Raw genomic sequence first — 26,373 nt, forward strand, 5'->3', positions numbered from 1 at the left:
GCCGAGGCTAGTCGCGCTCCCTGGACGTAGGCTGTGCAGGGTGAGCACCCAACCCCTCGCCGACCGGCACGGTCGCGTCGCGACCGATCTGCGGGTGTCCCTGATCGACCGCTGCAACCTGCGGTGCAGCTACTGCATGCCCGCGGAGGGGCTCGACTGGCTGCCGAACGACGAGGTGCTGACCGACGACGAGGTGGTCCGGTTGATCACCATCGGCGTCGAGCGGCTCGGGATCACGGCCGTGCGCTTCACCGGGGGTGAGCCGCTGCTCCGCAAGGGCCTGGTCGACGTCGTACGCCGGACCAAGCAGCTCTCGCCGGCCCCCGAGGTCTCGCTGACGACCAACGCGCTGGGGCTGGGCCGCGTGGCCGGCGCGCTGCGCGATGCGGGCCTCGACCGGGTGAACGTGAGCCTGGACACCGTGCGCCGTGAGGACTTCGCGCGGATCACGCTGCGCGACCGGTTCGACGACGTGATCAAGGGCCTCGACGCGGCCCGCGCCGCCGGCCTCGAGCCGGTCAAGGTCAACGCGGTGCTCCTGCGCGGCATCAACGACGACCAGGCGCCTGAGCTGCTCCGCTGGTGCCTCGACCACGGCTACCACCTGCGCTTCATCGAGCAGATGCCGCTCGACCCGCAGCACGGGTGGACGCGTTCCGACATGGTGACGGCCGACGAGATCCTCGAGTCGCTCGGACAGGCGTTCACGCTCACCGAGGCCGGCGAACCACGAGGCAGCCAGCCGGCTGAGGAGTTCGTCGTCGACGGGGGCCCCTTCACCGTTGGCGTGATCGCGTCGGTGACCCGTCCGTTCTGCGGCGACTGCGACCGCGTGCGCCTCACCGCCGACGGACAGGTGCGCAACTGCCTCTTCGCCCGCGACGAGTCGGACCTGCGGACGCCGCTGCGGGCAGGCGCCGACGACGAGGAGATCGCGCGCCGCTGGGTCGCGGCGATGGCCGCGAAGCTTCCCGGGCACGGGATCGACGACCCGACCTTCCTCCAGCCCACGCGGCCGATGTCCGCAATCGGCGGCTGAGCGCAACCGCCGAAAGGGCAGAAACGCTGCCTCTAGAGGTGCCGAGCGGGCAGAAACGCTGCCTGGCACGGTCCTGAGAGGGCAGAAACGCTGCCTGGCACGGTCCTGAGAGGGCAGAAACGCTGCCTGGCACGGTTCTGAGAGGGCGCAAACGCTACCTGGCACGCGTCGCCGGACATCGCCAGGCGGGCAGCTTCTGTGTCCGCTCGCCGTACGACCGGCGCATTTCTGCCCGCTCGGCGTACCGGCGCGGTGCGTTTCTGCCCGCTCGGCGTACCGGTGCGGTGCGTTTCTGCCCGCTCGGCGTACCGAGTCGGAGCTCTTCTTCCCGCTCGCGCTACTGGGGGTGTGGTGGGTGCGGGACCACGTCGCGGAGGAACGACCGTGCCGCGAGGAAGTCGCCGAGTGAGGCCTTGTGGTCGTCACAGGCGAGCCAGACCTTGCGACGGTCGGGCGTGTGCAGCTTGGGGTTGTTCCAGCGCAGCTCCCAGGTCGCCGCGGCCGCGCACCCCTTCGCCGAGCAGATGTCGCTCACGGCGGCTCTCCTTGGTCTCGACCCGTCCGGGTCACGTCCGGGTGCACGCCCGGAGTCACGTCTTCGGCTCGGACAAGGGCGGTGCCGGACGACCTTGGGGGTGAATCGCCCGGCACCTGGACCGGCTGCCCGGGGGATGGCGTGCCGGTCGAGTCCGATTCTCCCACGTTAGTGCTCACTTGGCGGCGTCTCCGGCCAGTCAGTCCCGCCCGGGACCCAGCTCCCGGTTTCCGTGCGGCGGTCCGGGCGGCAGCGTGCCCTCGATCCGCGGGGTGGCGCTGTTGGCCATCACCACGGCGACGTAGGGCAGCACGAAGGCTCCGGCGACCAGCACCCAGCGGAACCACCCCGGCCCGACCGCGATCGCGCCGATGAAGCACAGGGTCCGGATGCCCATGGAGATCATGTAGCGCTTCTGCCGGTGGGCCATGTCCCGTTCGGGGCTTTCGGGCGCCGTGGTGATCCGGACGACGTCCGCACCGTGCCCCCTCCGAAGCGAGACCATCCATCGATCCTACGTCGGGGCTCGGGCCGTCCCACGACGGGCGACGGGGCCTTCGACCGGGCCGTCGACCGGAGTGGCATCCTTGGGCCATGTCGAATCGCACCTATCGCGTGACCGAGATCGTCGGCACCTCGCCCGAAGGCATCGACCAGGCCGTCCGCAACGGCATCGAGCGCGCTGCGGAGACGCTGCGCCACGTCGACTGGTTCGAGGTGACCCAGGTCCGTGGCCAGGTCAAGGACGGGACCGTCGAGCACTTCCAGGTCGGGATCAAGGTCGGCTTCCGGCTCGAGGACGACTGAGCAGGCGCTCCCGATTCGGCGTACCGAGAAGTAATCTCTAGCGTCCAACGCGTGAGCCGATCAGTCCTCGTCACCGGTGGCAACCGCGGCATCGGGCGCGCCATCGCCGAGGCGTTCGTCGCGCTCGGCGACCAGGTCGCGGTGACCAGCCGATCGGGCGACGCGCCCGACGGCGCCTTCGCGGTGCCGTGCGAGGTGACCGAGACGGCCTCGGTCGACGAGGCCTTCGCTGCGGTCGAGGAACGCCAGGGACCGGTCGAGGTGCTGGTGGCCAACGCCGGCATCACCCGCGACACGCTGCTCCTGCGGATGAGCGACGACGACTGGTCGGACGTCATCGACACGAACCTCTCCGGGTCCTACCGCGTCGCCAAGCGCGCCGCGAAGGGGATGCTGCGACTTCGCCGGGGCCGGATCATCCTGATCTCCAGCGTCGTCGGCATGCTCGGCTCGCCCGGCCAGGTCAACTACGCCGCGTCCAAGTCGGGACTGGTCGGGATGGCGCGGTCGATCGCCCGGGAGCTCGGCAGCCGCTCCATCACCGCGAACGTGGTGGCGCCGGGCTTCATCGAGACCGACATGACCTCGGGCCTGCCCGAGGAGCAACAGGCCGCGTACCGCGACCAGATCCCGCTGGGACGCATGGGTACGACGGCCGAGATCGCCGACGCGGTCACCTGGCTCGCGTCGGAGAAGGCTGGCTACGTCACCGGTGCGGTCATCCCGGTCGACGGCGGACTCGGAATGGGGCACTGAATGAGCGGCATCCTCGACGGCAAGCGGATCCTGGTCACCGGCGTGACCATGGACAGCTCGATCGGCTTTGCGGTCGCACGGGTGGCCCAGGAGCAGGGTGCGACCGTGCTGATCTCCAACTTCGGCCGCGCTCTCGGCATCACCCGCCGGATCGCCGCCCGGCTGCCGCAGCTGCCGCCGGTGCTCGAGCTCGACGTGACCGACGAGGACCACCTGGCCGCGCTGCCCGACGCAGTGCGCGAGCACGTCGACGGGCTCGACGGCGTGGTGCACTCGATCGCCTACGGCAACCCCCAGACGCTCCTCGGGGGCAAGTTCATGACCGGGCCGTGGCCCGACGTGGCGCAGGCGGTCCAGGTGTCCGCGTACTCGCTGGCCTCGCTGAGCAAGGCCTGCCTCCCGCTGATGCCCGGCGGCGGCTCCGTGGTCGGGCTGACCTTCGACGCGACCGTCGCCTGGCCGGCGTACGACTGGATGGGCGTGGCCAAGGCTGCCCTGGAGTCGTGCTCGCGCTACCTCGCCCGCGACCTCGGTCCGCAGGGCGTCCGGGTCAACCTGGTGGCCGCCGGCCCGCTCAAGACGCTCGCGGCGAAGGCCATCGAGGGCTTCGAGACCATCGAGGAGAACTGGTCCGCGCGATCACCGCTCGGCTGGGACGAGAACGACCAGACCCCGACCGCGAAGGCCGTGGTCGCCCTGCTCTCGGACTTCTTCCCGGCCACGACCGGCGAGATCGTGCACGTCGACGGCGGCTACCACGCGATGGGCGCCTGAATCCTTTTTCGGTGGTCGTGAGAGCGGGATCGTCGGTAGGTTGCAGCGGTGACGGGCACCGATGAGCTGCTCGAGCTGCGCTCCCGGCGCGGCCGGCTGACCCTGGCGACGGTGATCCTGGGCTCGGGCATCGCCATACTCGACGGCACGGTCGTCAACATCGCGCTCCGCACCATCGGCACCGACCTGGACGCCAGCCTCGCCGACCTGCAGTGGGTGCTCAACGGCTACCTGCTGAGCATGGCGTCGCTGATCCTGGTCGGGGGAGCGCTGGGCGACCGCCTCGGCCGCCGGCGGATGTACCTGGTCGGCATCGCCGGCTTCGGGACCACGAGCGCCCTGTGTGCGTTCGCCCAGACACCGAGCCAGCTCGTGGTGTTCCGGGTGCTCCAGGGGGTGGCGGCGGCGCTCCTCACGCCGGGCTCGCTGGCGATCATCGAGTCAGGGTTCCGCAAGGAGGACCGGCCGGCGGCGATCGGGGCGTGGGCGGGCATCTCGGGTGTCGCGAGCGCGATCGGGCCGCTGGTCGGCGGGTTCCTGCTGGACCACGGCGGCTGGCGGTGGATCTTCGCGATCAACGTGCCGCTCTGCCTCGTGGTGCTGGTCCTCGGCCGGCAGGTCCCGGAGTCGTGCGACCACGCCGAGGCCCGCGGCAGGTTCGACTACGGCGGCGCAGCCGTCGGCGTGCTGGCTCTCGGAGTGCTGACCTACGGCCTCACCTCCTGGCGAGGCTGGTCGGCGCCCATGATCGTCGGGTGCGCGGCCGCTGCGCTCGTCCTGATCGTCGCCTTCGTGCTCCTCGAGCGCCGGCCCGGCGCGATGGCGCCGGTGGTCCTCTTCTCCTCGCGGGTGTTCACCGCCGCCAACCTGATGACCTTCCTCGTGTACGGCGCGCTGGGGGCCGTGATCTTCCTGCTCGTCCTGCAGCTTCAGGTCACCGCCGGCTACAGCCCGCTCGGCGCCGGCCTCGCGACGCTGCCGCTGACGATCGCGATGCTGCTGTTCTCGTCGCGTGCGGCCACCATCGCGGCACGCACCGGGCCCCGGGTGCCGATGACGATCGGGCCGATCCTGTGTGCGGCGGGGGTGGTGATGCTGGCGTTCATCGGGTCGGACGCCTCCTACGTCGTGCACGTCCTCCCCGGCATGGTCCTGTTCGCCTTCGGACTGACCTCGCTGGTCTCGCCGCTCACCGCCGCCGTGCTGAACGCCGCGCCGGACGAGCATGCGGGCGTGGCCAGCGGGATCAACAACGCCGTGGCTCGGGCCGGCTCGCTGCTCGCCGTTGCGGCCCTCCCTGCGATCGTGGGCCTGAGTGGCGCCGACTACCGCAACCCGACCGCCCTCACCGACGGGTTCCGCTCCGGGCAGCTGCTGTGCGCAGCGCTGCTCACCGCCGGGGGCATCGTGTCGTGGTACGGCCTGCGGCCGCCCGGTGACAAGCAGGCCTCCGCGCTGGAAGAGTTGTCGTCGTGAGGGAGGACGCACGCCGGCTGGTCGTGATGCGCCATGCCAAGGCCGAGGCGGTCGCCTCTTCCGACCACGACCGGCGGCTGACGCATCGGGGCACCCTGGACGCCGCGGAGGCAGGGGAGTGGGCACGGTCGGCCGGCGTACTGCCCGACCACGCGTGCGTGTCGACGGCTGCACGGGCCCACGAGACCTGGTCCGCGTTCAGCGCCGCGGCGGACCTCGACGTGGTGCCCGAGCTCGAGGCCGGGCTCTACTCGGCCGGTCCCGACGCGGCGATCGAGATCCTCCGGACGGCCCCTGCGGCGGCGCGGACCGTGATGATCGTGGGGCACAACCCGACGATGGCCCAGCTGGTGCACCTGCTCGACGACGGCGGCGCGGACCCGGCGACGTTCGCCGAGATCGCCGCGGGCCTGCCGACGTGTGCGGTCGCCGTGCTCGAGGTCCCGGGCGAGTGGTTCGGCCTCGAGATCGGCTGCGCCCGGATCACGGCCTTCCACGTCGGCCGGGGCTGATCGAGGACGCGGCAGCGTGACGAGACCTGGTGAGGTGCGCGCGGACTCAATCACTCAGTCCAGCGGGGGAGCCGGCGTCACGATCCCGGCAGCCGCGTCCGCCGCCTCGATCTCCTCCCGGCTGATCCCGAGCAGGTACATTACCGCGTCGAGGTAGGGCACGTTCACCGCCGTGTGCGCGGCCTGCTGCACGACCGGCTTGGCGTTGAACGCGATGCCCAGCCCCGCTGCGCTCAGCATGTCCAGGTCGTTCGCACCGTCGCCGATGGCGATCGTCGCCGCCACCGGTACGCCGGCCTCGGCGGCGAACCGGCGCAGCGCGGCCGCCTTGCCGGCGCGGTCGACGATGTCGCCGACGACCTTGCCGGTGAGCTTGCCGTCGACGACCTCGAGCTCGTTGGCCGCGGAGAAGTCGATGCCGAGGTCGTCGGCGAGCCGGTCGGTGATCTGGGTGAAGCCGCCGGAGACGATCGCGAACCGGTAGCCCAGGCGCTTGAGGGTGCGCACCGTGGTGCGGGCACCCGGCGCGAGCACCAGGTCCTCGTACACCCGGTCCAGGCACGAGGCGTCGAGCCCGGCCAGCAGCGCCACCCGCTCTCGCAAGCTGTCGGCGAAGTCGAGCTGACCGCTCATGGCCAGCTCGGTGACCCGGGCCACCTCGGCCTCGCAGCCGGCGTGGGCCGCGAGCATCTCGATGACCTCGCCCTGGATCAGCGTCGAGTCCACGTCCATCACGATCAGGCGCATGCCTCGGCGGAGCAGGTCCGCGGACTGCACCGCCACGTCGACGCCCTGGCGGGCGGCCTCCTCGGTGAGCAGGGTGCGCAGCCGGTCGGGCGCCGTGCCCGAGACGTGCAGGTCGATCGCGGTGACCGGGTAGCGGGCCATCCTCTCGATCCGGTCGATGTTGGCGCCGCTGTCCGCGATCCGTCCCGCGATCGCTGCGACCGCGGTGGAGCGCAACGGGGAGCCCAGCACGGTGACGTGGCTGCGGCCGACGGGACGCGAACGGTTGTCACCCGCGCCCTTGTCGACCTCGACGCTCATGCCCAGCTCGGCCGCCACCTCGTGGACCGCGTCCCGCAGCGCCTTCCAGTCACGCGGCTCGCTGACCAGCAGCCCCAGGATCAGGCGCCGGCGGAGCACGATCTGCTCGATGTCGAGCACCTCGACGCTGAACCGGGCGAGCGTGCCGAACAGCGTGGACGTCACGCCCGGGCGATCCTTGCCGGTCAGCGTGATCAGGACGGTCCGGGGCCGGCTCTCGTCGGGCTCGCTTCGGTCGCTCATGACGGAGCGAGGCTATCGGAGCAGACGGCCACGGCCACGCGGCGGGCCGCGCGATCGAGCTCGGTGAGGCACCGCCGCCTCTCGGCCATCTCGTACGCCGACGTGGCACCGCCGTCGTCACGCAGCGCGAGGTCGACGATGTCCAGGCACAGGACGGCCCGCTCGAGGTCCTCGACCGCCCGCGGACCCACCCCGGGAGGGAGGGGCAGGTCGGGCCGGTGTCGCACGTTCATCAGCAGGTCGGGGATCTCCGGCTGCCAGGCGGCGACGTCGAGCCGGGTGAGCTCTGCAGTGGTGGTGACCAGGACCTGCCGCAGCTGGCGGCCCTCCTCGGCCCGGTCCAGACCTGGTGCCGGCTCCGCGGGACCGACCTGCCAGAGCACCGTGCGGGCGTCGAGGCCGGGGACGAAGCCGAGCCCAGCGCCGTTCAGCACGATCGCCTCGCCCGCGTCGAGCGCGAGCGTGTTGAACGCGCTCGGTCCGCGCAGCCCCAGGAGGTCGCCCGCGATGGGCAGCGCGAGCGCGGCACCCGTGCCGGAGGCGCGCTGGACCGCCGCAGGCAGCTGCTCCAGGGTCAGCGACGCGTCGCCGGGCCAGTCGACGACCAGGTGCTGCGGGTCGTCGGCGCGCACTGCTGCGGCGAAGTCGTCGGGCCCGACGGAGCCACGCAGGACGGCGTTGAGCCACACGGCCAGCAGCGCACTCCGCGGAAGGGACACGCGTCGAGGGTAGTCACGCTAGGTTGGCACGGGAGTTGTCACCTGCCTGCCATGCACTGAGGGATACATGAACACCGTTCTCGAGCTCGCCGACGTCACCGTACGGCGGGGACAGGCGACGTTGCTCGACTCGGTGAGCTGGATCGTCCACGAGGACGAGCGCTGGGTCGTGCTCGGCGCCAACGGAGCCGGGAAGACCACCCTGGTCCAGCTCTGCTCGGCGCAGATCCACCCGACCAGCGGCGTGGCCGGGATCCTCGGAGAGGTGCTCGGGGCCGTCGATGTCTTCGAGCTGCGCCCGCGGATCGGCTACACCAGCGCCGCGGTCGCGGAGCGGATCCCGCGCGACGAGATCGTCCGCGACGTGGTCGTCTCGGCGTCGTACGGCGTCGTCGGCCGGTGGCGCGAGAACTACGAGGAGCTCGACCACGAGCGTGCCCGGGCCCTGCTGGTCGAGGTGGGTGCCGGCAAGCTGCTCGACCGGACCTTCGGCACGCTCAGCGAGGGAGAGCGCAAGCGGGTCCAGATTGCCCGCTCCCTGATGGCCGACCCCGAGCTGCTGATCCTCGACGAGCCCGCTGCCGGGCTCGACCTCGGCGGTCGCGAAGACCTGGTGTCGACGATGTCGGTGCTCGCCAACGATGCGTCGTCGCCGGCGATCGTGCTGGTCTCGCACCACGTCGGAGGAGGTCCCACCGGGATTCACGCACGCGCTGATGCTGCGTGCAGGAGCCGTCGTCGCGCAGGGACCCCTCGCCTCGGTGATGACGGCCGAGAACCTCACCGCGACCTTCGGGATGAGCCTGCTGCTGACCCACGAGGACGGCCGGTACGCCGCTCGGCGCAGATCGCGCCGCCACGTGGGGTGACTTGGATAGTGTCGATGCATGGACTGGTTCCGTGACCATCTCTGGGAGACCTGGCTGATGATCGCCGTCGCCCTCGGGGTCCTGGAGCTGATCAGCACCGACCTGATCCTGATCATGCTCGCGGGCGGCGCGCTCGTCGGCATGGTGGTGGCCCTCCTGGGTGTGCCGAGTGGGGTCCAGATCGTGCTCGCGCTGTGCACGGCACTCGGCCTGCTCGCGCTCCTCCGACCGAGCATGGTGCGCCGGCTGCACGCCGGGCCGACCCTGCGCACCGGCGCCGAGGCGCTGATCGGCGAGCGGGCGATCGTGCTCGAGCACCTCTCCCACCACGCGGCGGGACGGGTGAAGATCGGCGGCGACGTCTGGACGGCGAAGCCCTATGACGAGGACGACCAGATCGAGCCCGGCGTGACCGTCGACGTGGTGTCGATCAAGGGTGCGACGGCGTACGTTCTCCGCAGTCACCAACTGGGGTCCTGACCGAGGACTCCCCGACCAGAGGCAGCTTCCATGACGTTCGTGTTCGCGTTCTTCGTCGTGCTGGTGCTCTTCGCGATCCTCGTGCTCGCCAAGACCGTCCGGATCGTTCCGCAGGCACGCGCCGGCATCGTCGAGAGGTTCGGCAAGTACCGCGCGACGCTCTCGCCCGGGTTGAACATCGTGACGCCGTTCGTCGACCGGGTGCGCTACGTCATCGACATGCGCGAGCAGGTCGTGTCGTTCCCGCCGCAGCCGGTGATCACCGAGGACAACCTGGTCGTCTCGATCGACACCGTCATCTACTTCCAGGTCACCGACCCGGTGGCCGCGACCTACGAGATCGCCAACTACATCTCCGCGATCGAGCAGCTCACGATGACCACGCTGCGCAACATCGTCGGCGGCATGGACCTCGAGCAGACGCTGACCTCGCGCGAGGACATCAACCGCGGGCTGTCCGGAGTCCTCGACGAGGCCACCGGCCGCTGGGGCGTCCGGGTCGGACGCGTCGAGATCAAGGGCATCGACCCGCCGCCGTCGATCAAGGACTCGATGGAGAAGCAGATGCGCGCCGACCGCGACAAGCGCGCGGTCATCCTCACTGCCGAGGGTCAGCGCCAGTCGTCCATCCTCACCGCGGAGGGCAACAAGCAGGCCGCCATCCTCAACGCGGAGGGCGACCGGGAGGCGCGGATCCTGCGTGCGCAGGCCGAGCGCGAGGCCGCGATCCTGCGCGCCCAGGGCGAGGGGCAGGCCATCCAGACCGTCTTCCAGGCGATCCACGACGGGCAGCCTGACCAGGCGCTGCTCGCCTACCAGTACCTGCAGATGATGCCGAAGATCGCCGAGGGCGACGCCAACAAGGTCTGGGTGGTGCCCTCCGAGATCACCAAGGCCCTCGAGGGCCTCGGTTCGGCGGTGCACGAGGTCTCCGGCATCCCGAAGCACACCGGCGGCCCGCGCACGCGCGTCGACATGGGCTCGATGGAGCGCGTGGAGGTCGGCGGCAGCGAGGCGATGCTGTCCAAGGCCCACGAGGACGTCCAGAAGGCGATCGCCGACGCACAGGCATCGTCTGGCGAGGCCGCGGCGACGGCACCGCCCGCGGCGGAGCCGCCCGAGGCGCCCGCCCCGCCCTCGCCCGAGGTGCCTCCCACGCAGTGACGCTGCTCGAGGCGATCGCGGTCCTCCTCGCCGGGGTCGCCGCCGGGACGATCAACACCGTGGTGGGGTCGGGGACGCTGATCACGTTCCCCGCCCTGCTGGCCGTCGGCCTGTCGCCGGTCACGGCGAACGTGTCGAACACGGTCGGGCTGGTGTTCGGGTCGGTGTCCGGGGCGTGGGGCTACCGGGCCGAGCTGGCAGGTCAGCGATCGCGGCTGGTCAGGCTGGCGTCCGCCTCGCTGATCGGCGGCCTCGCCGGGGGCGTCCTGCTGCTCGTGCTGCCGTCCTCGGCCTTCGACGCGATCGTGCCGGTCCTGATCGGGCTCGGACTGGTGCTGGTCGTCCTCGGGCCGAGGATCTCCGCCAAGGTCGCCGCGCGGGCCGAGGCCAGGGGCGGGCTGCCGCACCACGGGGCGGCCTGGGTATGGCCCGCGGTCGGTGGGGCCGGCGTGTACGGCGGCTACTTCGGCGCCGCGCAGGGTGTGCTGCTGATGGCGATCCTGGGGATCGGGGTCGACGACACGCTGCAGCGGCACAACGCGACCAAGAACGTCCTGGCCGCGATCGTGAACGGGGTCGCCGCGATCCTGTTCGTGGTGGTCGCGCACGTCGACTGGCGTGCCGCCGGCCTGGTCGCGGTCGGCTCGATCGTCGGGGGACAGCTGGGCGCCACCGTGGGACGCCGGCTGTCGCCGGGCTTCCTGCGCGCGCTGATCGTCGTGGTCGGCGTCGCGGCGCTGGTCTCGTTCCTCTTCTGAGTCCGGCGAGCCGGCCTAGCGCTCGGTGACGATCCCGACCGCTCCGGCGAGCACCGCGCCGAGCGCGGGCGCGGTGAGGAAGATCCCGACGCGCTGGGGGACCAGGCCGGCCCTCATCGCGTCGTACCCGGCGAAGGCGTCTGCGCCGTCGACGGCCATCCCGAGCGCGACCAGCTTGCGGCGCGCCTTGCCCTTCGACACGAGCGTGATCGCGCCGAGCGCGACCTCCCGGGAGCCGAACATGCGCGACATGTAGGGCAGCTGCGGGTTGCGGGCGGCGTCGAGCCGGAACAGCTTCGCGGCGAGGTCGGGGGACACGAGCGCGGTGACACCGATGGCGATGCGGCCGAGGGCAAGTCCGTTGACGGGATTCATGGGCGAGAGGTTAGCGGCTACCCGTCGACGTACGCCGTGAGGAACCTGGCGATCTCGTCGAAGACGACCTTGCGCACCTCCGGGCGTGACAATGTCACGTCGTGCATCGCGCCCTCGACCTGCGCGAGCGTGACGTGCCGCCCGAGCATCGGCGCGCGGCGGCGGATCTGCTCGACGTCGAGCACGATGTCGGTGCTGAAGGCGTCCGGGTCCTCGATCGACCGTGGGCTGCCCGAGCGCGTCGAGGTCAGCACCAGCACCGGCGCGGGGACGTCGATCCCGGCCGCGACCCTGGCCTGACCCATCCGGATCGCCCGGATCCACCCGGCGTACACCGGCCACGACTGCAGCGGCTTCCACGCGAGGTCGAAGGGCCACTCGCCCTCGTGCTCGACGTGAAGGCTCCGCGCATAGATCCCGCTGACCTTGCGGGGGATCTCCAGCCGGGCGCGGTAGGCGCCGATGCGGTGCAGCACCGGCATCGCGACGTTGCGGGTGACCACGTCGCCGTGCATGTCGAGCCACGGTGCGTTGAGCACCATCCCGGCGACCTCGAGACGTCGGTCCGACGCCCACAGCGGCACGGTCAGGCCGCCCGTGGAGTGCGCCGAGAGCACGATGCGGTCGTGGTCGCCGCTCACCAGCGCGAACGCCCGGTCGAGCTCCTCGTAGTAGTCGGCGAGATCGGTGACGAAGTTCGGCGTCTGGTGGGGAAGCAGTGACCGACCGTACTTGCGCAGGTCGAGCGCGTAGAAGTCGTAGCCCCGCTCGCACCAGAAGTCGGCCGCCCCGGTCTGGAAGAAGTAGTCGGCGAAGCCGTGCACGTGGAGCACGGCGTTGCCGGTCGGGTCGGTTGCCGGCCGGTGGACCAGGGTCGCGACGACCTCGCCCTCGTCATCGGGTCGGAGCGGCAGCGTCGTCGCGACGTACGGCGGCCCGAGGACGTCCTCAGTGCTGGTAGGTGCCATGGAGGATCGCGCGACCCAGGGTCTTGAACGCGAGGTTGAAGCTGACCACCGCCGGCGACGCGTCCGAGTCGACACCCAGGGACTCCTCCTTCACCGCGTGCACGACGAAGAAGTAGCGGTGGACCTGGTCGTTGGGCGGGGGAGCGGCTCCCATGAACGCCTTCGATCCGCCGTCGTTGCGGCACATGAAGGCGTTGCCCGGGAGGTCAGCTCCCTCCGCACCGGCTCCGGTGTCGAGCGACGTCACCTCAGCGGGAAGGTCGACGAGCACCCAGTGCCAGAACCCGGAGGGCGTCGGCGCGTCCGGGTCGAAGCAGGTCACGGTGTAGCTCTTCGTGCCCTCCGGGGCACCGCTCCAGGACAGCTGCGGGGAGGTGTTGCCGAGCGCGGCGACGTGGTCGTCCTTGAGCGGCTGCTCGTGGGTGATGTCCGTGCTGGTGACCGTGAACGACGCCACCTCGGGAAGCAGGGGATAGGGATCGGGGGAGACGGGGCGTTCGATACTCATAGCCGTCAACCTAGTCCGGTGGGTGAACCTCCGTCATGCCCCTGACACACCTGCCGCGCAGAATGGCGGGGTGAGCGACGCCCCCGCCGATCGATCCAGGCCCACCTACCCGTCCGGCCTGCGGCTCGACGGCCGCAAGGTGGTCGTCGTCGGTGGCGGTCACGTCGCGCAGCGCCGAGTGCCGGGCCTCATCGCCTCCGGCGCCCAGGTGTACGTCGTGTCGCCGCAGGTCACCCCGGCGCTCGAGGGCCTGGCGGACTCCGGAGAGATCACCTGGCTGCGGCGCCGGTTCGAGGACACCGATCTCGAGGGCGCCTGGTACGTGATGGCCGCGACCGACGACGCCGACGTGAATGCCGCCGTCGGAAGGTCGGCGGAGAGTCGGCACACGTTCTGCGTGCGCTCCGACGACGCGTCGGAGGGCAGCGCCTGGACGCCCGCCGTCGGCCGTCACGGTGAGGTCACCGTCGCGGTCCTCGGCGACCAGCGCGAGAACCGGGACCCGCGCAGGACCGCCGCACTTCGCGACGAGATCATCGACGGACTGCAAACCGGAAGGCTCGAGACGGGCTCCTCTCCCCGGCCGGCCGGCGTGGTACTGATCGGGGGAGGACCCGGTGACCCGGCCCTGATCACCGTGGCCGGCCGCAAGGCGCTCATGGAGGCGGACGTGGTCGTCGCCGACCGGCTGGCGCCGCGCGAGCTGCTCGGCGAGCTCAGCGCTGACGTCGAGCTCATCGACGTCGCGAAGCTGCCCCGCGGTCGGTCGGCCCAGCAGGACGAGATCAACCGGCTCATCGTCGACCGCGCGCTCGCCGGAAAGCGGGTGGCGCGCTTCAAGGGCGGCGACAGCTTCGTGTTCGGCCGGGGCTACGAGGAGGTCATCGCCTGTCGCGAGGCCGGCGTGCCCGTGACGGTCATCCCGGGGCTCAGCAGCCCGCTCGCAGTGCCTGCGATCGCGGGCATCCCGGTGACGCACCGCGGCGTCACCCACGAGTTCACGGTGGTCTCGGGCCACCTGCCGCCGGACCATGCCGAGTCGCTGGTGGACTGGGACGGCGTGGCCCGCCTGCGCGGCACCCTGGTGCTGATGATGGCGGTCGAGAACGCGCCGGCGATCGCCAAGGGCCTGCTCGCGCGGGGCCGGGACGAGCAGACCCCGGTCGCTGTCGTCTGCGACGGCACGATGCCGACCGAGAGGACCGTGCTGAGCACCCTGGGTTCACTGGCCGCGGACCTGACCCGCCACGCCGTGACGGCTCCGGCAGTGATCGTCGTCGGCGAGGTCGTCCGGGTGGCACATCCCGACGCGTTCACGGACCCGGCCGGCGGCTGAGCTTGTCGACACCGGGCGCCGGGCCACACCTCGTCGAGATCGACTCGGCCGAGGACCCCAGGCTGGCCGACTACCGGGACCTGCGCGACGTGCAGCTGCGCCAGCACTTCGAGGCGGAGCACGGTCTCTTCCTCGCCGAGGGCGAGAAGGTCGTCCGAAGGGCCGTCGAGGCCGGCCACCAGCCGCGCTCCTTCCTGATGGCGCCGCGCTGGCTCGACGGCCTCGCCGACGTCCTGTCGCGATCGGACGCTCCGGTGTACGTCGTGTCGGAGGCCCTCGCCGAGGAGGTGACCGGGTTCCACGTCCACCGCGGCGCACTCGCGTCGCTGCACCGCAACCCGTTGCCCTCGGTCGACGAGGTGCTCGCGGGAGCGCGCTCCGTCCTCGTCCTCGAGGACATCGTCGACCACACCAACGTCGGTGCGATCTTCCGCTCGGGCACGGCCCTCGGCTTCGACGCAGTGCTCGTCGCCCCCCGCTGCGCAGACCCGCTGTACCGCCGCTCCATCAAGGTCGGGATGGGCGCGGTGTTCGCGACTCCCTGGACCCGCCTTCCCGACTGGTACGACGCGCTGCAGACCGTCTCGGCGGCCGGATTCACCACCGTCGCGCTCACCCTGGCCGAGGGAGCGCTCCCGATCGAGGAGGCGGTGGCCGGCATCGACCGCCTCGCCCTCGTGCTCGGCTCGGAGGGACACGGGCTGTCGCCGCGCTGGCAGGAGTCCTCCGACCGGCTGGCGATCATCCCGATGGCCGCCGGGATCGACTCGCTCAACGTGGCTGCGGCCACCGCGGTCGCCTGCTACGTGGCTGCGCGCAGGTGAGCTGTCGACAGGATCACCACCGGTGGTTGAGCCTGTCGAGACCTCAGTCGCCGGCCGGCCAACCCTCCGGGTAGTGCTCGGACTCCGCCTCCATCTGCTTGCGCAGCTTCTTGCGCATCCTGGTGGAGAGCCGGTCGCCGAAGACCACGCCGCGCGTGTGGTCGGTCTCGTGCTGCAGGCAGCGGGCGAGCAGTCCCGTGCCGGCGTACTCGACCGGCTCGCCGGCCAGGTCCTGCCCGGACACCCGGGCGTAGTCGGGGCGTGCGCACGGGACGAAGGCGCCGGGGTAGGACAGGCAGCCCTCCTCGCTGTCGTCGAGCAGGCGGTCCTTGCCCTCGGGCACCTCGAGCACGGGGTTGCAGACGACGCCGCGGTGGGGGACGCCGTCGTCGTCCATGCAGTCGAAGACGAACACGCCGAGGTCGACGCCGATCTGGCAGGCGGCCAGCCCGACGCCGTCGGCCGCGTACATCGTCGCCACCATGTCGGCGGCCAGGGCCCGCAGCTCGTCGTCGAACCCGGTGACCGCTCGAGCCGGCCGATGCATCACGGGGTCGCCCCAGCGGGTCATCGGGCGAGCGGTGCCGCCCTGGGGAAGAGCGGCGTCAACGGCGTCGGACATGGCCCGCATCATGCCTGACGCCGTGCAGCTGGCTCGTGGCCGGCCACCGCGTGACGGGCACCACGTCGCCTGCCGTAGCGGTTGGTGTAACTCGGAGTTACAGTTGTCGCATGGCCTTCTATCCCGTCAAGAGCATGTTGTCCCCAGGCGGCCGGCACGGACTCGCGGACACCGAGACGCGTGACCCGATCGGGCTCGCGGTCGCGGCCCTGAACCGGCTGGCCCGGAGCGAGCTGATCGACCGGCTCGGCATCCGCCGGACCAGCGAGCAGACCGTGTACCGGGTGACCAGCGCGGGCTTCCGCACCGCAGGAGCCGCCGGACGTGCGTTCGCACGCGCCGGCAAGGCGACGGCGGGCAAGCGCGTGCCGTCGGCGAAGGCGAAGGGCCTCTTCGACCTCACCCCGACCGAGGACGAGCAGATGCTCGTCGACGTCGTCACGGAGTTCGCCGCCGAGGTGGTCCGCCCGGCCGCCCCCGAGGCGAACGAGACCTGCCAGGCGCCCGTCGACCTGCTCAAGGCCACCCTCGAGATCGGCCTGCCGATCCTCGGGGTGGCCGAGGACCTCGGCGGCATCGCGACCGAGCGCTCCGCCGTCGGAGGAGTGCTGGTGCACGAGGCGCTCGCCCACGGTGACCTCGGGCTCGCTGTGGCTGCGCTCGCCCCGGGTGCCGTCGCGACCGCGCTCTCGCTGTACGGCACCGACGAGCAGCAGTCGACCTACCTGCCGGCGTTCACCGGCGACGAGGTCCCGGCGGCTGCGCTCGCACTGGCCGAGCCGACAGCACTGTTCGACCCGCTCGCGCCCGCGACCACCGCGACCCGCAAGGGTGACGCGTTCGTCCTCAACGGCGTGAAGTCGGCCGTCGTGCGCGGTGCCGAGTCGGAGCTGTTCGTCGTCGGCGCAGAGCTCGACGGTGCACCCCAGCTCTTCCTCGTCGAGTCGAGGACACCCGGCATCACCATCGAGGCCGACCCGTCGATGGGCGTCCGCGCGGCCGGGCTCTCCCGCCTGGTCCTGCATGACGTCGAGGTCGAGCCGGTCGCGGTGCTCGGTGACGCGGCGACCTACCGGGAGGTCGTGCAGAACTCCCGGCTCGCGTGGTGCGCCCTGGCGCTCGGCACCGCTCAGGCCGTGCTCGACTACGTCACGCCGTACGTGAAGGAACGACACGCGTTCGGTGAGCCGGTGGCCCACCGCCAGTCGGTGGCCTTCATGGTGGCGAACATCGCGATCGAGCTGCAGGGGATGCGCCTGCTGACCTACAAGGCGGCAGGCCGCGTCGCCCAGGGCAAGGACGCCTCCCGCGAGATCGCGCTGGCGCGGCGGCTGTGCGCGGAGAAGGGCATGCAGATCGGTCTGGACGGCGTCCAGCTGCTCGGTGGCCACGGCTACGTCAAGGAGCACCCGGTCGAGCGGTGGTACCGCGACCTGCGTGCCATCGGCCTCATGGAAGGAGCGGTGCTCGTCTGAGCCTCGGCTCACTCGACCACCAAGGAGACGACGATGATCAATCTCGAAACCCCCAAGAAGGTCCGCCCGCTCGTCGAGCAGGCCCACCAGGTCGCGATGAACATGCTGCGGCCGATCTCGCGCAAGTACGACGTCGCGGAGCACGAGTACCCCAAGGAGCTCGACATGCTCGCCGCGATGATCGACGGGCTCGCCGAGTCGGGCGCGTCGGGCGGTGCCGGAGCGACCGGCGTACGCCGCGACGAGGCGACCGACGACGAAGCCGGCAACAAGAATGGCGCCAACCTGGCCTCGGTGCTCTCGATCATGGAGATGTGCTGGGGCGACGTCGGGCTGCTGCTCTCGATGCCCCGCCAGGGACTCGGCAACTCCGCGATCGCCTCCGTCGCCAACGACGAGCAGCTGAAGCGCTTCGAGGGCACCTGGGCGGCGATGGCGATCACGGAGCCGGGGATCGGCTCGGACTCGGCGAACCTGTCGACGACCGCACGCAAGGACGGCGACGAGTACGTCCTCAACGGCGAGAAGATCTTCGTCACCTCCGGTGAGCGCGCCGACAGCGTGGTCGTCTGGGCCACGCTCGACAAGTCCATGGGTCGCGCGGCGATCAAGTCGTTCGTCGTGCAGAAGGGGACGCCCGGGATGAACGTCGAGCGCCTCGAGCACAAGCTCGGCATCCGGGCGTCGGACACCGCGGTGATCACCTTCACCGACTGCCGGGTGCCTGCTGCGAACCTGCTCGGCTCCCCGGAGATCGACACCAAGCAGGGCTTCGCGGGTGCGATGGCGACGTTCGACAACACCCGTCCGCTCGTGGCCGCGATGGCCGTCGGCTGTGCGCGCGCGTCGCTGGACCTGACCCGGGACATCCTCCTCAAGGCCGGGGTCACCATCGACTACGACCGGCCCGCGTTCTCGCAGCCGGCGGCAGTCGCGACCTTCCTCCAGCTCGAGGCGGACTGGGAGGCGGCGTACCTGCTCACGCTCCAGTCGGCCTGGATGGCGGACAACCGCAAGCCGAACTCGATGGAGGCCTCGATGGCGAAGGCCAAGGCCGGCCGGATGGGCACGGACGTCACGCTGCGCTGCGTCGAGCTGTGCGGCACCCTCGGGTACTCCGAGGCCGAGCTCCTCGAGAAGTGGGGCCGCGACTCGAAGATCCTCGACATCTTCGAGGGCACCCAGCAGATCCAGCAGCTCATCGTGGCCCGCCGGATCCTGGGTCTGAGCAGTGCCGAGCTCAAGTAGCCGAGGCGCGCGGAGCTACTGAGCGGGAGGCGCGTCCACCCGGGCGCCGTCCGACGGCGGCGCCTCGAGGTGCGCCGGCGCGCCCCAGCCGCGAGCGGAGAACGCGCGGTCGATCGCCTCGCGGGCAGGGTCGACGAGGGCGGTGTCGAGCAGCACGATCGCCGAGCCGCCGAAGCCGCCACCGGTCATCCGCGCGCCGATCGCGCCGGCTCCCAGAGACACGTCCACGACCGTGTCGAGCTCCGCGCAGGAAACCTCGAAGTCGTCGCGCAGCGACTCGTGGGAGGACGTCATCAGGGCCCCCGCCTCGGCCCAGTCGCCGAGGTCGAGCGCGCGCACGAACTCGCCGACCCGCTGCTGCTCGGAGAACACGTGCGCAGCCCGACGCCGCAGCCGTTCGTCGGTCAGCGTGGTGAGGGCCGACACCGGGTCCCGCACGTCGGTGAGGAAGCGCACGCCTAGTGTCCGGGCCGCCTGCTCGCAGTCTGCGCGACGGGCGGTGTAGCCGCCGTCGACGTGCTCGTGGGCGACCCGGGTGTCCACGACCAGCAGGCTGAGCCCGGCCGACGCGGGATCGAAGCCGACCAGCGCACGCGATCCGTCCGCGAAGTCCAGCAGCACCGCCTGGCCCGCCTCGGCATGCATCGACGCAGTCTGGTCGAGGCCCCCCGTGGGAGCGCCGACGTACTCGGTCTCGGCGCGGATGCAGGCCGCGGTGATGTCGTCGCGGGTGAGCCCCAGCCCGAGCAGCGCATCGACGCCGACGGCGACACTGCACTCGAGCGCGGCCGAGCTCGAGAGCCCGGCGCCGACAGGCACGTCGGAGGAGATGTCGATCTGGAGGGACGCGCGGACGCCGAGGACGTCGAGCACTCCGACGACGTACGCCGCCCAGCCGGCCGGCCTCTCACCGACCGCGCCCGTCCAGGCGAGGTCGCCGCTGCGCACGGTGACGCCCTCGTCAGCCGGGCCGACCGTGGCAGTGGTGCGCTGGGGGATCGCGATCGGCAGGCAGCGGCCCCCGTTGTAGTCGAGGTGCTCCCCGATGAGGTTCACCCGGCCCGGTGCGCTGGCGGTGACGTGGTCCACGGGAAGAATCATGCACGCAGCGACCGGAGTAGATTCGGCCGGTGCGATTCCTCAATGACGCCACCTCCGGCCACGACCTGACCTACGACGACGTCTTCATGGTCCCGCGAAGGTCCGGCGTCGCGTCCCGGTACGACGTGGACCTCTCCACCCTCGACGGCACCGGTACGACGATCCCGCTTGTCGTCGCGAACATGACCGCGGTGTCCGGACGGCGCATGGCCGAGACGATGGCGCGCCGGGGCGGCCTGGCGGTGCTCCCGCAGGACATCCCGCTCGACATCGTGGCCGAGGTCGTCGCCTGGGTGAAGAGCAGGCACCCGGTGTTCGAGACGCCGATCACGCTCAGTCCCCACGAGACGGTGAGCGACGCGCTCGCGCTCCTGCCCAAGCGGGCGCACCTGGCAGCCGTGGTCGTCGACGACGGCAAGCCCGTGGGCATCATCACCGAGGCCGACTGTCTCGGAGTCGACCGGTTCACGCAGGTGGGCCAGGTGATGACCACGGAGATGGTCACGCTGAGCGACGACGTCGACGCACGCGCCGCCTTCGACGTGCTCGCGGCGTCCAGGCACCGCTTGGCCCCCGTCGTCGACACCGACGGTGACCTCGTCGGCCTGCTCACCCGCACCGGTGCACTGCGCTCCACGATCTACGCACCCGCGCTGGACGCGGACGGGTCGCTGCGCGTCGCAGCCGCGATCGGGGTCAACGGCGACGTGGCCGCGAAGACGGCACAGCTGGTGAAGAGCGGCGTCGACACCCTCGTCGTGGACACTGCGCACGGCCACCAGGAGCGGATGATCGAGGCCCTGCGCGCGGTCCGCGGCATCGACCCCGACATCCCCGTGGTCGCAGGCAACGTCGTTGCGGCCGAGGGGGTGCACGACCTGATCGAGGCAGGCGCCGACATCGTCAAGGTCGGTGTCGGCCCGGGCGCGATGTGCACCACCCGGATGATGACCGGCGTCGGCCGCCCGCAGTTCAGCGCCGTGCTCGAGTGTGCGGAGGCGGCCGCGGAGCACGGCAGGCACGTGTGGGCCGACGGAGGCGTCCGCCATCCGCGGGACGTCGCCCTGGCCCTTGCGGCAGGCGCGTCGCAGGTGATGATCGGGTCGTGGTTCGCGGGCACCCACGAGTCGCCCGGTGACCTGCAGCGGAGCGCGGACGGCCGCGCGTACAAGGAGAGCTTCGGGATGGCGTCGGCCCGCGCTGTCGCGGGTCGCACCGCGAGCGACGACCACTTCGAGCGTGCCCGCAAGGGGCTCTACGAGGAAGGCATCTCGTCGTCGCGGATGTTCCTCGACCCGGCCCGACCGGGAGTCGAGGACCTCGTGGACGAGATCTGCTCAGGTGTGCGATCGGCCTGCACGTACGCCGGCGCCCACGACCTGCGTGAGCTCGCCGACCGGGCGGTCGTCGGCGTCCAGTCGGCGGCCGGCTACGCGGAGGGTCGGCCGCTGCCTGCGGGCTGGTGAGAGCCCCGGGCGACCTTGGCGAGCGGCTTGGTGGCGGGTCCCTCGATCACCTCTCCGTCGGCGTCGAACCGCGAGCCGTGCAACGGGCAGTCCCAGCTCTGCTCCTGGTCGTTCCAGTTCAGGACGCCGCCCATGTGCGTGCACAGCGCCGACACGGCGCACGACGACCCGCCGACGTGGCTCAGGCCCGTCGGCCGTAGCCCGGAGCGCCCCACGGTGCCCTCGCCCTCGGGGAGGTCGGGCGGCAGCGAGTGCAGCTCTGCCGAGGCCAGCCCCTTGGCCTGCACGACGCCGGCGAACAGTCCCTGTCGCGCCAGGCTCGCGACCGACCGCGCCGAGAACGGGCGCTCGCGCAGGCGCTCGGACCAGCTCGCGGGCCGGCCGAGGATCTCGGCGGACATCGCGCGCGCGGCAGCCACCGCGTTCGTCATGCCCCACTTGTCGTAGCCGCTGGCGACCAGGATGCGGTTGTCGGTCCCGGGGACCGGCCCGTAGATCGGGAGCTCGTCGGGAGTGCTGTAGTCCTGGGCCGACCACGCGTGCGTCTCCACGGCACCCGGGAAGTGCCGCTGCGCCCACCGACGCAGGTCGTCGAGGTGCTCTGCCTCCGAGCGTGCGCGCCCCACCTCGTGTCCCGAGCCGCCGACCAGCAGGACCTCGGGTCCCGTCCGGGGTGCACCCGTCCGGACCGAGCGTGTCGGCGAGCCGGCCGAGACCAGCATCGCGGGCACCTGGGCCGCACCCTCGAGAGCGACGAGGTACGACCGCGACGCGCTCGTCTTCGCGGCCCACAGCCAGGCGCTCAGCGTGGCGGCACCGGTCGCGATCACCAGGTGGTCGGTCTGCAAGGTGCTGCCACCGGCGAGCCGCACCGTGATCCGGTCGCCGTGGTCGGTGGTCCGGACGCGGTGGCCCTCGTGGATCGTCCCGCCGTGTGCTCGCACCTGCTCGGCGAGCGCGTGCACGACGTCGGTCGGGTCGAGCTGGAGCTGGTCGTCCAGCATCGCTGCGCCGTGCATCTCGAACGGGACGTCGAGCGCGTCGCTCCAGCGGACCGGCAGACCCACGGCCTCGAGCGCGGCGTACTCGTCCCGCACCGCGCCCACCTCCTGCGCGGTCGCGGCGTAGGTGCCGGACGGCCGGACCGCGAAGGGCACGTCGTGCTCGGCGCAGAACTCCCTGAGCCACTCCTGGCCCTCCCGGTTGGCGTCGACGTAGGCCTGGACGACGCGCAACGGGTGCCGCTGGGAGATCCTCGACAGCTTCGTGCCCTGGACGACGGAGACCTTCGCGGTGCTCGACCCGGTCGTTCCGCTACCGAGGCTGCGCGCCTCGAGGACGGCGACCTCCATCCCGGCGCGGGTGAGCAGGAGGGCCGTCGTCAGGCCGGTGAGACCGCCGCCGACGACCACGGCCTGGACCGAGCCCGAGGGCGGCAACGGGTCCGGGAACGCGGGACGCGGGGCGTCCTCCCAGAGCGGTGTCGTCGAACCCGTGCTCATCGGACGACTTCCAGACGTGCGGCCACGGCGGATGCTCCTCGTCTGCGGGGGACGGCGGGACCCCGGTCGTACCCGACCGGTCTGGACGCCATGCGCTACCGGTCGCGGGGCTGGCGCTCCCGTTGCGGGTGACCCGCGTCCTTGCCGAAGGCCCGCTCGGCGAACGCCACCGCTCCCCACAGGAGCAGCAGGAACAACAGCACCGAGGCCGCCGCGATCACCGCAGCGAGGCGGCCGACCACCACGTCGAACACGAGCAGCACGACACCTGCACTGTCGAGAGCCAGCATGACCAGGGCGGCGCGCGCGACGATGTTGGCGGCGGACACCAGCCACCTTCGCTTGCGGCGCCGGAACAGGATGCGGTGGTAGGCCACGGGCGCGACGTTGAGGCCCGTCGCCACGACGGAGCCGAGCAGGACCACGAGGTAGAGGGTCTTCTGGTCGTCCCCGAGCTTGGGGAAGGTGCTCGTGAACGGCAGCGTCAGGAGGAACCCGGTGAGGATCTGGGTGCCCGTCTGGGCAACCCGCAGCTCCTGGAGGAGCTCGGTCCAGTTGCGATCGAGCACCTGGTCGATCTCGGCACGGAGGAGGGGATCCTCCGCCGCGCGCCAGCCGTGGTCGTCCTCGCCCGTGTCTCCCCGGTCCACCACGCCCTCCTTGCCGCCTGCCTACCCGACTGCTTACCCGAGCATGCGTTCGGTGTCCACGCCGCGAGACAGGTGTCGCGGTTGATTCCGGACCGCCTCAGGGAGTACAACAGTAGAGATGGGTCACTGGTCACACAGCCCGGCCGCTCTGACCCCTGGTTCGACAGGAGCATCACGATGCTCTCGATGAACACTTCCACCCTTTCCCCATCCCGCCACGAGATCGACGACCGCACCCGCTCCGCGCGCACCAAGGAGCTCTTCGAGGAGCGTTCGTCGACCAAGGACCCCGAGGAACGGAGCCGGCTGCTCGACGAGCTGGTCACGCTGAACCTCCCGGTCGCGGACTCGTTGGCCCAGCGCTACTCGGCGCGTGGGCTGGCCCTCGAGGACCTGGTCCAGGAGGCACGACTCGCGCTGGTGCGCGTCGTGGAGTCCTTCCGCCCGGAGTACGGCCACGACTTCTTGTCGTACGCCGTCCCGAGCATCCTCGGAGCCCTGCGCAAGCAGTTCCGGGACAGTGGCTGGACGGTGCGCCCGCCCCGCCGCATCCAGGAGGCGCAGCAGTCCATCAACCAGTGCCGCTCCGACCTGCTCCAGCAGCTCGGACGCGAGCCGCGCGTCAGCGAGCTGGCCGAGTCGCTCGACCTCGACGAGGAGACCGTGATCGAGGCGCTGTCGGCCGACGGGTGCTACACGCCGGCCTCGCTCGACCGGCCGGTCGGGGGCGAGTCCGACGGGGAGGCCGGCGCTCGGACGCTGGGTTCGGTGCTCGGTTCGGAGGACCCTGACTTCGCCAGCTGCGAGGCCCGGGTCCTGCTGCGGCCGCTCCTGGCCAGGCTGGAGGACCGCGACCGCACCGTGCTGAAGCTGCGGTTCGTCGACGGACTCACCCAGCGTGAGGTCGGCGAGGAGATCGGCGTCACCCAGATGCAGGTGTCCAGGATCCTCTCCCGGATCTTCGAGACGCTCCGCGGCGAGGTGGGCGAGGTGCCCGAGATCGCCCAAGCGAGCTGAGCTGGGCCGTCGGCGCGCCCGTGCGGCGCGCCGGCGGTCGCCCGCACTGCCGTCAGAGGGCGACGAGCAGGTCGCGGGTGTCGACGAAGATGAGGGCGCGCGACCACGCCGAGACGACGGCGTGCTCGATGCGCTCGTGGGTCCACTCGGCGAGCTCAGGCTCGTCGGCCAGCTCACGCAGGGGAAGGGGGCCGGCATGGTGCAGCACGCTGAGCACGCGGGTGACGTCCTCGGCATCGCCCTGGATCGCCCGGGGATCTCGCTGGGCTTCGACCATGTGATCGCGATACCCGAGGTGCCCCAACTCATCCGCAGCGGGCCTAGAATGTCCGCGAGAGCTTCGGCGTTCCCTGGCGGGGCTCCCGCCTGTCGGCGGGGCCGAATCCAAGTCGGGCTGCAGTGAGGAGACCGGTGGTGGGCACGGAGCGGGACCGTTACGCGGAGGAGTTCGCGGAGCTCGCACTCGCGCTGCACGACGAGACCGTCGAGGAGACGGTCGAGAAGGTGCTCGAGTTCACCCTGAAGGCGATCGGCTGCGACTACGCCGGGGTCATCTTCGTGCACGGAAAGCACCACATCGAGACGGCCGCAGCGACCGATCCGATCGTCGCGAAGCTCGATGCGATGCAGATGGAGCTCGGAGAGGGCCCGGACGTCTCGGTGATCGCCGACCGGCTGGGTGTCATCGTCGGCGACACCCAGACGGAGAGTCGGTGGCCGAACTGGGCCGCGCGCGTGTACGACGCGGGCATCCGCAGCCTGATCAGCGTGCGCATGTACACCGACGACGAGACGATCGGCACGCTGAACGCCTACTCGCAGCACGCCGATGCGTTCGACGTCGACGACCAGGCCGTCGCCCACGTCCTTGCCCGGCACGCCGCCGTTGCGCTGGGCAACGCCCGGAAGATCGAGAACCTCTGGCTGGCCGTGGACGCGCGCAAGCGGATCGGTCAGGCGCAGGGGATCCTGATGGAGCGCTTCGACCTCACCGCCGACCAGGCGTTTGCGGTGCTGCTGCGCTACTCGCAGGACAACAACATGAAGCTGCGCGTCGTCGCCGACCGGCTGGTGGAGACGCGCCAGCTTCCGGCCGCGGTCGCCGCCGTCCCGTCGTCTCAGGCGGAGTCGCGCGAAGCCTGACCGACCAGGACCGCTGCCCTAGGCTGGGGCCATGAAGACCCGGCTGAACTGCCCGTGCGGCGAGTACATAACCGCGCCCGACGAGGACGAGCTCGTCCGCCTCGTCCAGGCGCACCTCGAGGCCGAGCACCCCGGCCGGATGTACGAGCGCGACGAGATCCTGTTCATGGCCAGCTGAGTCCTGCCCGAGTGACCGGGGTCGCACCGGCCCTGTGACGTCCCTCTCGCGCCGAGCGGGGGACCGGCGATCCGCGGTGACGGGGGTCACCCCGCGATTTGAGCCCTCCGCGGCGTTCGTGGCCCACTGGTGCGCGTGCTTGCACCTGCAAGCACCGGCTCCGATGGTCCGGCCGTGTCCGACCGGGTGCCGCTCCAGGCCCTCGAAAGGCACGTCCCATGCTCGCCGTCCTACGACGACCCGCGCTCACCCGCGCGACGGTCACCGGGCTGCTCGCCGCCTCTGCGATCGCCTTCCCCGGCTCCTCGGCCCAGGCCGTGAAGCAGCCGCTCCCGGCGTACCGGGTAGTCGCGGGGACCGTCCTGCAGCCCCTGCCCCCGCGGCTGGTCCTGCCGGTCGTCGGCTACCGGCTCACCGGCCGGTTCGGCGATCGGAGCAGCCTGTGGTCCTCGGTGCACACCGGGCTCGACTTCGCCGCACCGTCCGGCACAGCCATCCGCAGCGTCGCGGCGGGGCGGGTCGTGTCGACGGGGTACGACGGCCCGTTCGGCAACAAGACCGTGCTCAGGCTCGCCGACGGCACCGAGCTGTGGTTCTGCCACCAGAGCAGCGTCTTCGTGCGCGTCGGGGAGCGCGTGCGGGTCGGTCAGGTCATCGGTGCGATCGGGTCGACCGGCAACGTCACCGGCCCGCACCTCCACCTCGAGGTGCACCCCGGTGGCGGCGACCCCGTCGATCCGTTGCGGTGGTTGCGGACGCAGGGACTGCAGCCCTGACGTGA

Annotated in this window: 30 protein-coding genes and 1 pseudogene; 19 read left to right on the top strand and 12 right to left on the bottom strand. The window is 71.4% G+C overall.

Features of this window, described 5'->3' with window-relative positions; translation table 11 throughout:
* Window positions 1–31 precede the first annotated feature (31 nt).
* Window positions 32–1,039, top strand: a complete 1,008-nt coding sequence (gene moaA, locus ACVW00_RS09590) for a GTP 3',8-cyclase MoaA (RefSeq protein ID WP_457113095.1) — start codon at window positions 32–34, stop codon at window positions 1,037–1,039.
* Between the two features lie 337 nt (window positions 1,040–1,376).
* Here moaA and ACVW00_RS09595 read toward each other — a convergent pair whose 3' ends face one another.
* Window positions 1,377–1,574, bottom strand: a complete 198-nt coding sequence (locus ACVW00_RS09595) for an acetone carboxylase (RefSeq protein ID WP_457110673.1) — start codon at window positions 1,572–1,574, stop codon at window positions 1,377–1,379.
* Window positions 1,575–1,773: 199 nt separating this feature from the next.
* Window positions 1,774–2,079 carry a DUF3099 domain-containing protein gene (locus ACVW00_RS09600; protein ID WP_457110674.1) on the bottom strand — a complete coding sequence of 102 codons (306 nt, stop codon included), beginning with the start codon at window positions 2,077–2,079 and terminating at the stop codon, window positions 1,774–1,776.
* An 89-nt stretch (window positions 2,080–2,168) separates the two neighbouring features.
* On the opposite strand from ACVW00_RS09600, the gene ACVW00_RS09605 reads away from it, so the two are divergent.
* The 5 genes from ACVW00_RS09605 to ACVW00_RS09625 are packed head-to-tail and all read left to right on the top strand — an operon-like array spanning window position 2,169 to window position 5,899.
* Window positions 2,169–2,381 carry a dodecin gene (locus ACVW00_RS09605; RefSeq protein WP_457110675.1) on the top strand — a complete coding sequence of 71 codons (213 nt, stop codon included), beginning with the start codon at window positions 2,169–2,171 and terminating at the stop codon, window positions 2,379–2,381.
* 51 nt (window positions 2,382–2,432) lie between these two features.
* A complete protein-coding gene (locus ACVW00_RS09610; RefSeq protein ID WP_457110676.1) occupies window positions 2,433–3,137 on the top strand; it encodes a beta-ketoacyl-ACP reductase in 705 nt (234 codons plus the stop codon).
* Complete coding sequence (fabI, locus tag ACVW00_RS09615) at window positions 3,138–3,911, top strand: enoyl-ACP reductase FabI (protein WP_457110677.1); 774 nt, start codon at window positions 3,138–3,140, stop codon at window positions 3,909–3,911. It begins immediately after the preceding gene.
* 48 nt (window positions 3,912–3,959) lie between these two features.
* The gene (locus ACVW00_RS09620) at window positions 3,960–5,387 is read left to right on the top strand and encodes an MFS transporter (protein ID WP_457110678.1); all 1,428 of its coding nucleotides are present in this window, start codon (window positions 3,960–3,962) and stop codon (window positions 5,385–5,387) included.
* Window positions 5,384–5,899, top strand: a complete 516-nt coding sequence (locus tag ACVW00_RS09625; protein ID WP_457110679.1) for a SixA phosphatase family protein — start codon at window positions 5,384–5,386, stop codon at window positions 5,897–5,899. Before ACVW00_RS09620 ends, ACVW00_RS09625 begins: the two co-directional genes overlap by 4 nt.
* A 54-nt stretch (window positions 5,900–5,953) precedes the next feature.
* Here the strand turns inward: ACVW00_RS09625 and serB are convergent, their stop codons facing one another.
* Both serB and ACVW00_RS09635 read right to left on the bottom strand, forming a co-directional pair.
* Entirely contained in the window at window positions 5,954–7,189 is a 1,236-nt protein-coding gene (gene serB / locus ACVW00_RS09630) for a phosphoserine phosphatase SerB (RefSeq protein WP_457110680.1), read from the bottom strand.
* Window positions 7,186–7,908: a hypothetical protein gene (locus tag ACVW00_RS09635; protein WP_457110681.1), complete on the bottom strand. Its 723-nt coding sequence runs from the start codon at window positions 7,906–7,908 to the stop codon at window positions 7,186–7,188. The genes serB and ACVW00_RS09635 overlap by 4 nt, the downstream gene beginning before the upstream one ends.
* A gap of 67 nt (window positions 7,909–7,975) precedes the next feature.
* Between ACVW00_RS09635 and ACVW00_RS09640 the strand changes: the two are divergent.
* The 4 genes and pseudogenes from ACVW00_RS09640 to ACVW00_RS09655 all read left to right on the top strand — a co-directional run bounded on the left by ACVW00_RS09640 (window position 7,976) and on the right by ACVW00_RS09655 (window position 11,179).
* Window positions 7,976–8,777 (top strand): annotated as a pseudogene (locus ACVW00_RS09640) (ABC transporter ATP-binding protein).
* 18 nt (window positions 8,778–8,795) lie between these two features.
* Entirely contained in the window at window positions 8,796–9,257 is a 462-nt protein-coding gene (locus ACVW00_RS09645) for an NfeD family protein (RefSeq protein WP_457110682.1), read from the top strand.
* Window positions 9,258–9,287: 30 nt separating this feature from the next.
* Window positions 9,288–10,421, top strand: a complete 1,134-nt coding sequence (locus ACVW00_RS09650; RefSeq protein ID WP_457110683.1) for an SPFH domain-containing protein — start codon at window positions 9,288–9,290, stop codon at window positions 10,419–10,421.
* Window positions 10,418–11,179, top strand: a complete 762-nt coding sequence (locus tag ACVW00_RS09655; protein ID WP_457110684.1) for a sulfite exporter TauE/SafE family protein — start codon at window positions 10,418–10,420, stop codon at window positions 11,177–11,179. The genes ACVW00_RS09650 and ACVW00_RS09655 overlap by 4 nt, the downstream gene beginning before the upstream one ends.
* Before the next feature lie 15 nt (window positions 11,180–11,194).
* Here ACVW00_RS09655 and ACVW00_RS09660 read toward each other — a convergent pair whose 3' ends face one another.
* The 3 genes from ACVW00_RS09660 to ACVW00_RS09670 are packed head-to-tail and all read right to left on the bottom strand — an operon-like array spanning window position 11,195 to window position 13,030.
* Window positions 11,195–11,554, bottom strand: coding sequence for a hypothetical protein (locus tag ACVW00_RS09660; RefSeq protein ID WP_457110685.1), 360 nt, complete (start codon window positions 11,552–11,554; stop codon window positions 11,195–11,197).
* Between the two features lie 17 nt (window positions 11,555–11,571).
* Window positions 11,572–12,522, bottom strand: a complete 951-nt coding sequence (locus ACVW00_RS09665) for an alpha/beta hydrolase (RefSeq protein ID WP_457110686.1) — start codon at window positions 12,520–12,522, stop codon at window positions 11,572–11,574.
* Complete coding sequence (locus tag ACVW00_RS09670; protein ID WP_457110687.1) at window positions 12,503–13,030, bottom strand: YbhB/YbcL family Raf kinase inhibitor-like protein; 528 nt, start codon at window positions 13,028–13,030, stop codon at window positions 12,503–12,505. The genes ACVW00_RS09665 and ACVW00_RS09670 overlap by 20 nt, the downstream gene beginning before the upstream one ends.
* Window positions 13,031–13,100: 70 nt before the next feature.
* Here ACVW00_RS09670 and cobA point away from each other — a divergent pair, with 70 nt between their 5' ends.
* Together cobA and ACVW00_RS09680 are read left to right on the top strand one after the other, a co-directional pair.
* Window positions 13,101–14,366, top strand: coding sequence for a uroporphyrinogen-III C-methyltransferase (gene cobA, locus ACVW00_RS09675; RefSeq protein WP_457110688.1), 1,266 nt, complete (start codon window positions 13,101–13,103; stop codon window positions 14,364–14,366).
* Between the two features lie 2 nt (window positions 14,367–14,368).
* The gene (locus tag ACVW00_RS09680) at window positions 14,369–15,190 is read left to right on the top strand and encodes a TrmH family RNA methyltransferase (RefSeq protein WP_457110689.1); all 822 of its coding nucleotides are present in this window, start codon (window positions 14,369–14,371) and stop codon (window positions 15,188–15,190) included.
* Window positions 15,191–15,233: 43 nt separating this feature from the next.
* Here the strand turns inward: ACVW00_RS09680 and def are convergent, their stop codons facing one another.
* Window positions 15,234–15,812, bottom strand: coding sequence for a peptide deformylase (def, locus tag ACVW00_RS09685; protein WP_457110690.1), 579 nt, complete (start codon window positions 15,810–15,812; stop codon window positions 15,234–15,236).
* A 110-nt stretch (window positions 15,813–15,922) separates the two neighbouring features.
* Here def and ACVW00_RS09690 point away from each other — a divergent pair, with 110 nt between their 5' ends.
* Both ACVW00_RS09690 and ACVW00_RS09695 read left to right on the top strand, forming a co-directional pair.
* Window positions 15,923–17,287, top strand: coding sequence for an acyl-CoA dehydrogenase family protein (locus ACVW00_RS09690; RefSeq protein WP_457110691.1), 1,365 nt, complete (start codon window positions 15,923–15,925; stop codon window positions 17,285–17,287).
* A 33-nt stretch (window positions 17,288–17,320) separates the two neighbouring features.
* Window positions 17,321–18,535 carry an acyl-CoA dehydrogenase family protein gene (locus ACVW00_RS09695; RefSeq protein ID WP_457110692.1) on the top strand — a complete coding sequence of 405 codons (1,215 nt, stop codon included), beginning with the start codon at window positions 17,321–17,323 and terminating at the stop codon, window positions 18,533–18,535.
* Between the two features lie 15 nt (window positions 18,536–18,550).
* On the opposite strand, the gene ACVW00_RS09700 is transcribed toward ACVW00_RS09695, so the two are convergent.
* Window positions 18,551–19,624, bottom strand: coding sequence for a galactokinase (locus ACVW00_RS09700; RefSeq protein ID WP_457110693.1), 1,074 nt, complete (start codon window positions 19,622–19,624; stop codon window positions 18,551–18,553).
* A gap of 41 nt (window positions 19,625–19,665) precedes the next feature.
* Here ACVW00_RS09700 and ACVW00_RS09705 point away from each other — a divergent pair, with 41 nt between their 5' ends.
* Window positions 19,666–21,102 (top strand): GuaB1 family IMP dehydrogenase-related protein, encoded by a 1,437-nt coding sequence (locus ACVW00_RS09705; protein WP_457110694.1) that lies wholly within the window; start codon window positions 19,666–19,668, stop codon window positions 21,100–21,102.
* Here the strand turns inward: ACVW00_RS09705 and ACVW00_RS09710 are convergent.
* Together ACVW00_RS09710 and ACVW00_RS09715 are read right to left on the bottom strand one after the other, a co-directional pair.
* The gene (locus ACVW00_RS09710; RefSeq protein WP_457110695.1) at window positions 21,066–22,604 is read right to left on the bottom strand and encodes an FAD-dependent oxidoreductase; all 1,539 of its coding nucleotides are present in this window, start codon (window positions 22,602–22,604) and stop codon (window positions 21,066–21,068) included. The genes ACVW00_RS09705 and ACVW00_RS09710 overlap by 37 nt on opposite strands.
* Window positions 22,605–22,699: 95 nt before the next feature.
* Window positions 22,700–23,254 carry a DUF6328 family protein gene (locus ACVW00_RS09715; RefSeq protein ID WP_457110696.1) on the bottom strand — a complete coding sequence of 185 codons (555 nt, stop codon included), beginning with the start codon at window positions 23,252–23,254 and terminating at the stop codon, window positions 22,700–22,702.
* Window positions 23,255–23,440: 186 nt separating this feature from the next.
* On the opposite strand from ACVW00_RS09715, the gene ACVW00_RS09720 reads away from it, so the two are divergent.
* A complete protein-coding gene (locus ACVW00_RS09720; protein ID WP_457110697.1) occupies window positions 23,441–24,271 on the top strand; it encodes a sigma-70 family RNA polymerase sigma factor in 831 nt (276 codons plus the stop codon).
* 52 nt (window positions 24,272–24,323) lie between these two features.
* Here ACVW00_RS09720 and ACVW00_RS09725 read toward each other — a convergent pair whose 3' ends face one another.
* Window positions 24,324–24,548 (bottom strand): hypothetical protein, encoded by a 225-nt coding sequence (locus tag ACVW00_RS09725; protein WP_457110698.1) that lies wholly within the window; start codon window positions 24,546–24,548, stop codon window positions 24,324–24,326.
* Window positions 24,549–24,685: 137 nt separating this feature from the next.
* Between ACVW00_RS09725 and ACVW00_RS09730 the strand changes: the two genes are divergently transcribed.
* The 3 genes from ACVW00_RS09730 (at window position 24,686) to ACVW00_RS09740 (ending at window position 26,368) form a co-directional block, all read left to right on the top strand.
* Window positions 24,686–25,414, top strand: a complete 729-nt coding sequence (locus ACVW00_RS09730) for a GAF and ANTAR domain-containing protein (protein WP_457110699.1) — start codon at window positions 24,686–24,688, stop codon at window positions 25,412–25,414.
* A 31-nt stretch (window positions 25,415–25,445) separates the two neighbouring features.
* Window positions 25,446–25,592: a DUF1059 domain-containing protein gene (locus ACVW00_RS09735; protein WP_457110700.1), complete on the top strand. Its 147-nt coding sequence runs from the start codon at window positions 25,446–25,448 to the stop codon at window positions 25,590–25,592.
* 218 nt (window positions 25,593–25,810) lie between these two features.
* Window positions 25,811–26,368, top strand: coding sequence for a M23 family metallopeptidase (locus ACVW00_RS09740; RefSeq protein ID WP_457110701.1), 558 nt, complete (start codon window positions 25,811–25,813; stop codon window positions 26,366–26,368).
* Window positions 26,369–26,373 lie beyond the last annotated feature (5 nt).

The organism is Marmoricola sp. URHA0025 HA25, from assembly GCF_054059435.1.

Coding starts and splice junctions, on each gene's coding strand:
- ACVW00_RS09600 (WP_457110674.1), bottom strand. CDS start 2,079: ATGGTCTCGCTTCGGAGGGGGCACGGTGCGGACGTCGTCCGGATCACC.
- ACVW00_RS09605 (WP_457110675.1), top strand. CDS start 2,169: ATGTCGAATCGCACCTATCGCGTGACCGAGATCGTCGGCACCTCGCCC.
- fabI (WP_457110677.1), top strand. CDS start 3,138: ATGAGCGGCATCCTCGACGGCAAGCGGATCCTGGTCACCGGCGTGACC.
- serB (WP_457110680.1), bottom strand. CDS start 7,189: ATGAGCGACCGAAGCGAGCCCGACGAGAGCCGGCCCCGGACCGTCCTG.
- ACVW00_RS09645 (WP_457110682.1), top strand. CDS start 8,796: ATGGACTGGTTCCGTGACCATCTCTGGGAGACCTGGCTGATGATCGCC.
- ACVW00_RS09650 (WP_457110683.1), top strand. CDS start 9,288: ATGACGTTCGTGTTCGCGTTCTTCGTCGTGCTGGTGCTCTTCGCGATC.
- ACVW00_RS09660 (WP_457110685.1), bottom strand. CDS start 11,554: ATGAATCCCGTCAACGGACTTGCCCTCGGCCGCATCGCCATCGGTGTC.
- ACVW00_RS09665 (WP_457110686.1), bottom strand. CDS start 12,522: ATGGCACCTACCAGCACTGAGGACGTCCTCGGGCCGCCGTACGTCGCG.
- ACVW00_RS09670 (WP_457110687.1), bottom strand. CDS start 13,030: ATGAGTATCGAACGCCCCGTCTCCCCCGATCCCTATCCCCTGCTTCCC.
- def (WP_457110690.1), bottom strand. CDS start 15,812: ATGTCCGACGCCGTTGACGCCGCTCTTCCCCAGGGCGGCACCGCTCGC.
- ACVW00_RS09690 (WP_457110691.1), top strand. CDS start 15,923: ATGGCCTTCTATCCCGTCAAGAGCATGTTGTCCCCAGGCGGCCGGCAC.
- ACVW00_RS09695 (WP_457110692.1), top strand. CDS start 17,321: ATGATCAATCTCGAAACCCCCAAGAAGGTCCGCCCGCTCGTCGAGCAG.
- ACVW00_RS09710 (WP_457110695.1), bottom strand. CDS start 22,604: ATGAGCACGGGTTCGACGACACCGCTCTGGGAGGACGCCCCGCGTCCC.
- ACVW00_RS09720 (WP_457110697.1), top strand. CDS start 23,441: ATGAACACTTCCACCCTTTCCCCATCCCGCCACGAGATCGACGACCGC.
- ACVW00_RS09725 (WP_457110698.1), bottom strand. CDS start 24,548: ATGGTCGAAGCCCAGCGAGATCCCCGGGCGATCCAGGGCGATGCCGAG.
- ACVW00_RS09735 (WP_457110700.1), top strand. CDS start 25,446: ATGAAGACCCGGCTGAACTGCCCGTGCGGCGAGTACATAACCGCGCCC.
- ACVW00_RS09740 (WP_457110701.1), top strand. CDS start 25,811: ATGCTCGCCGTCCTACGACGACCCGCGCTCACCCGCGCGACGGTCACC.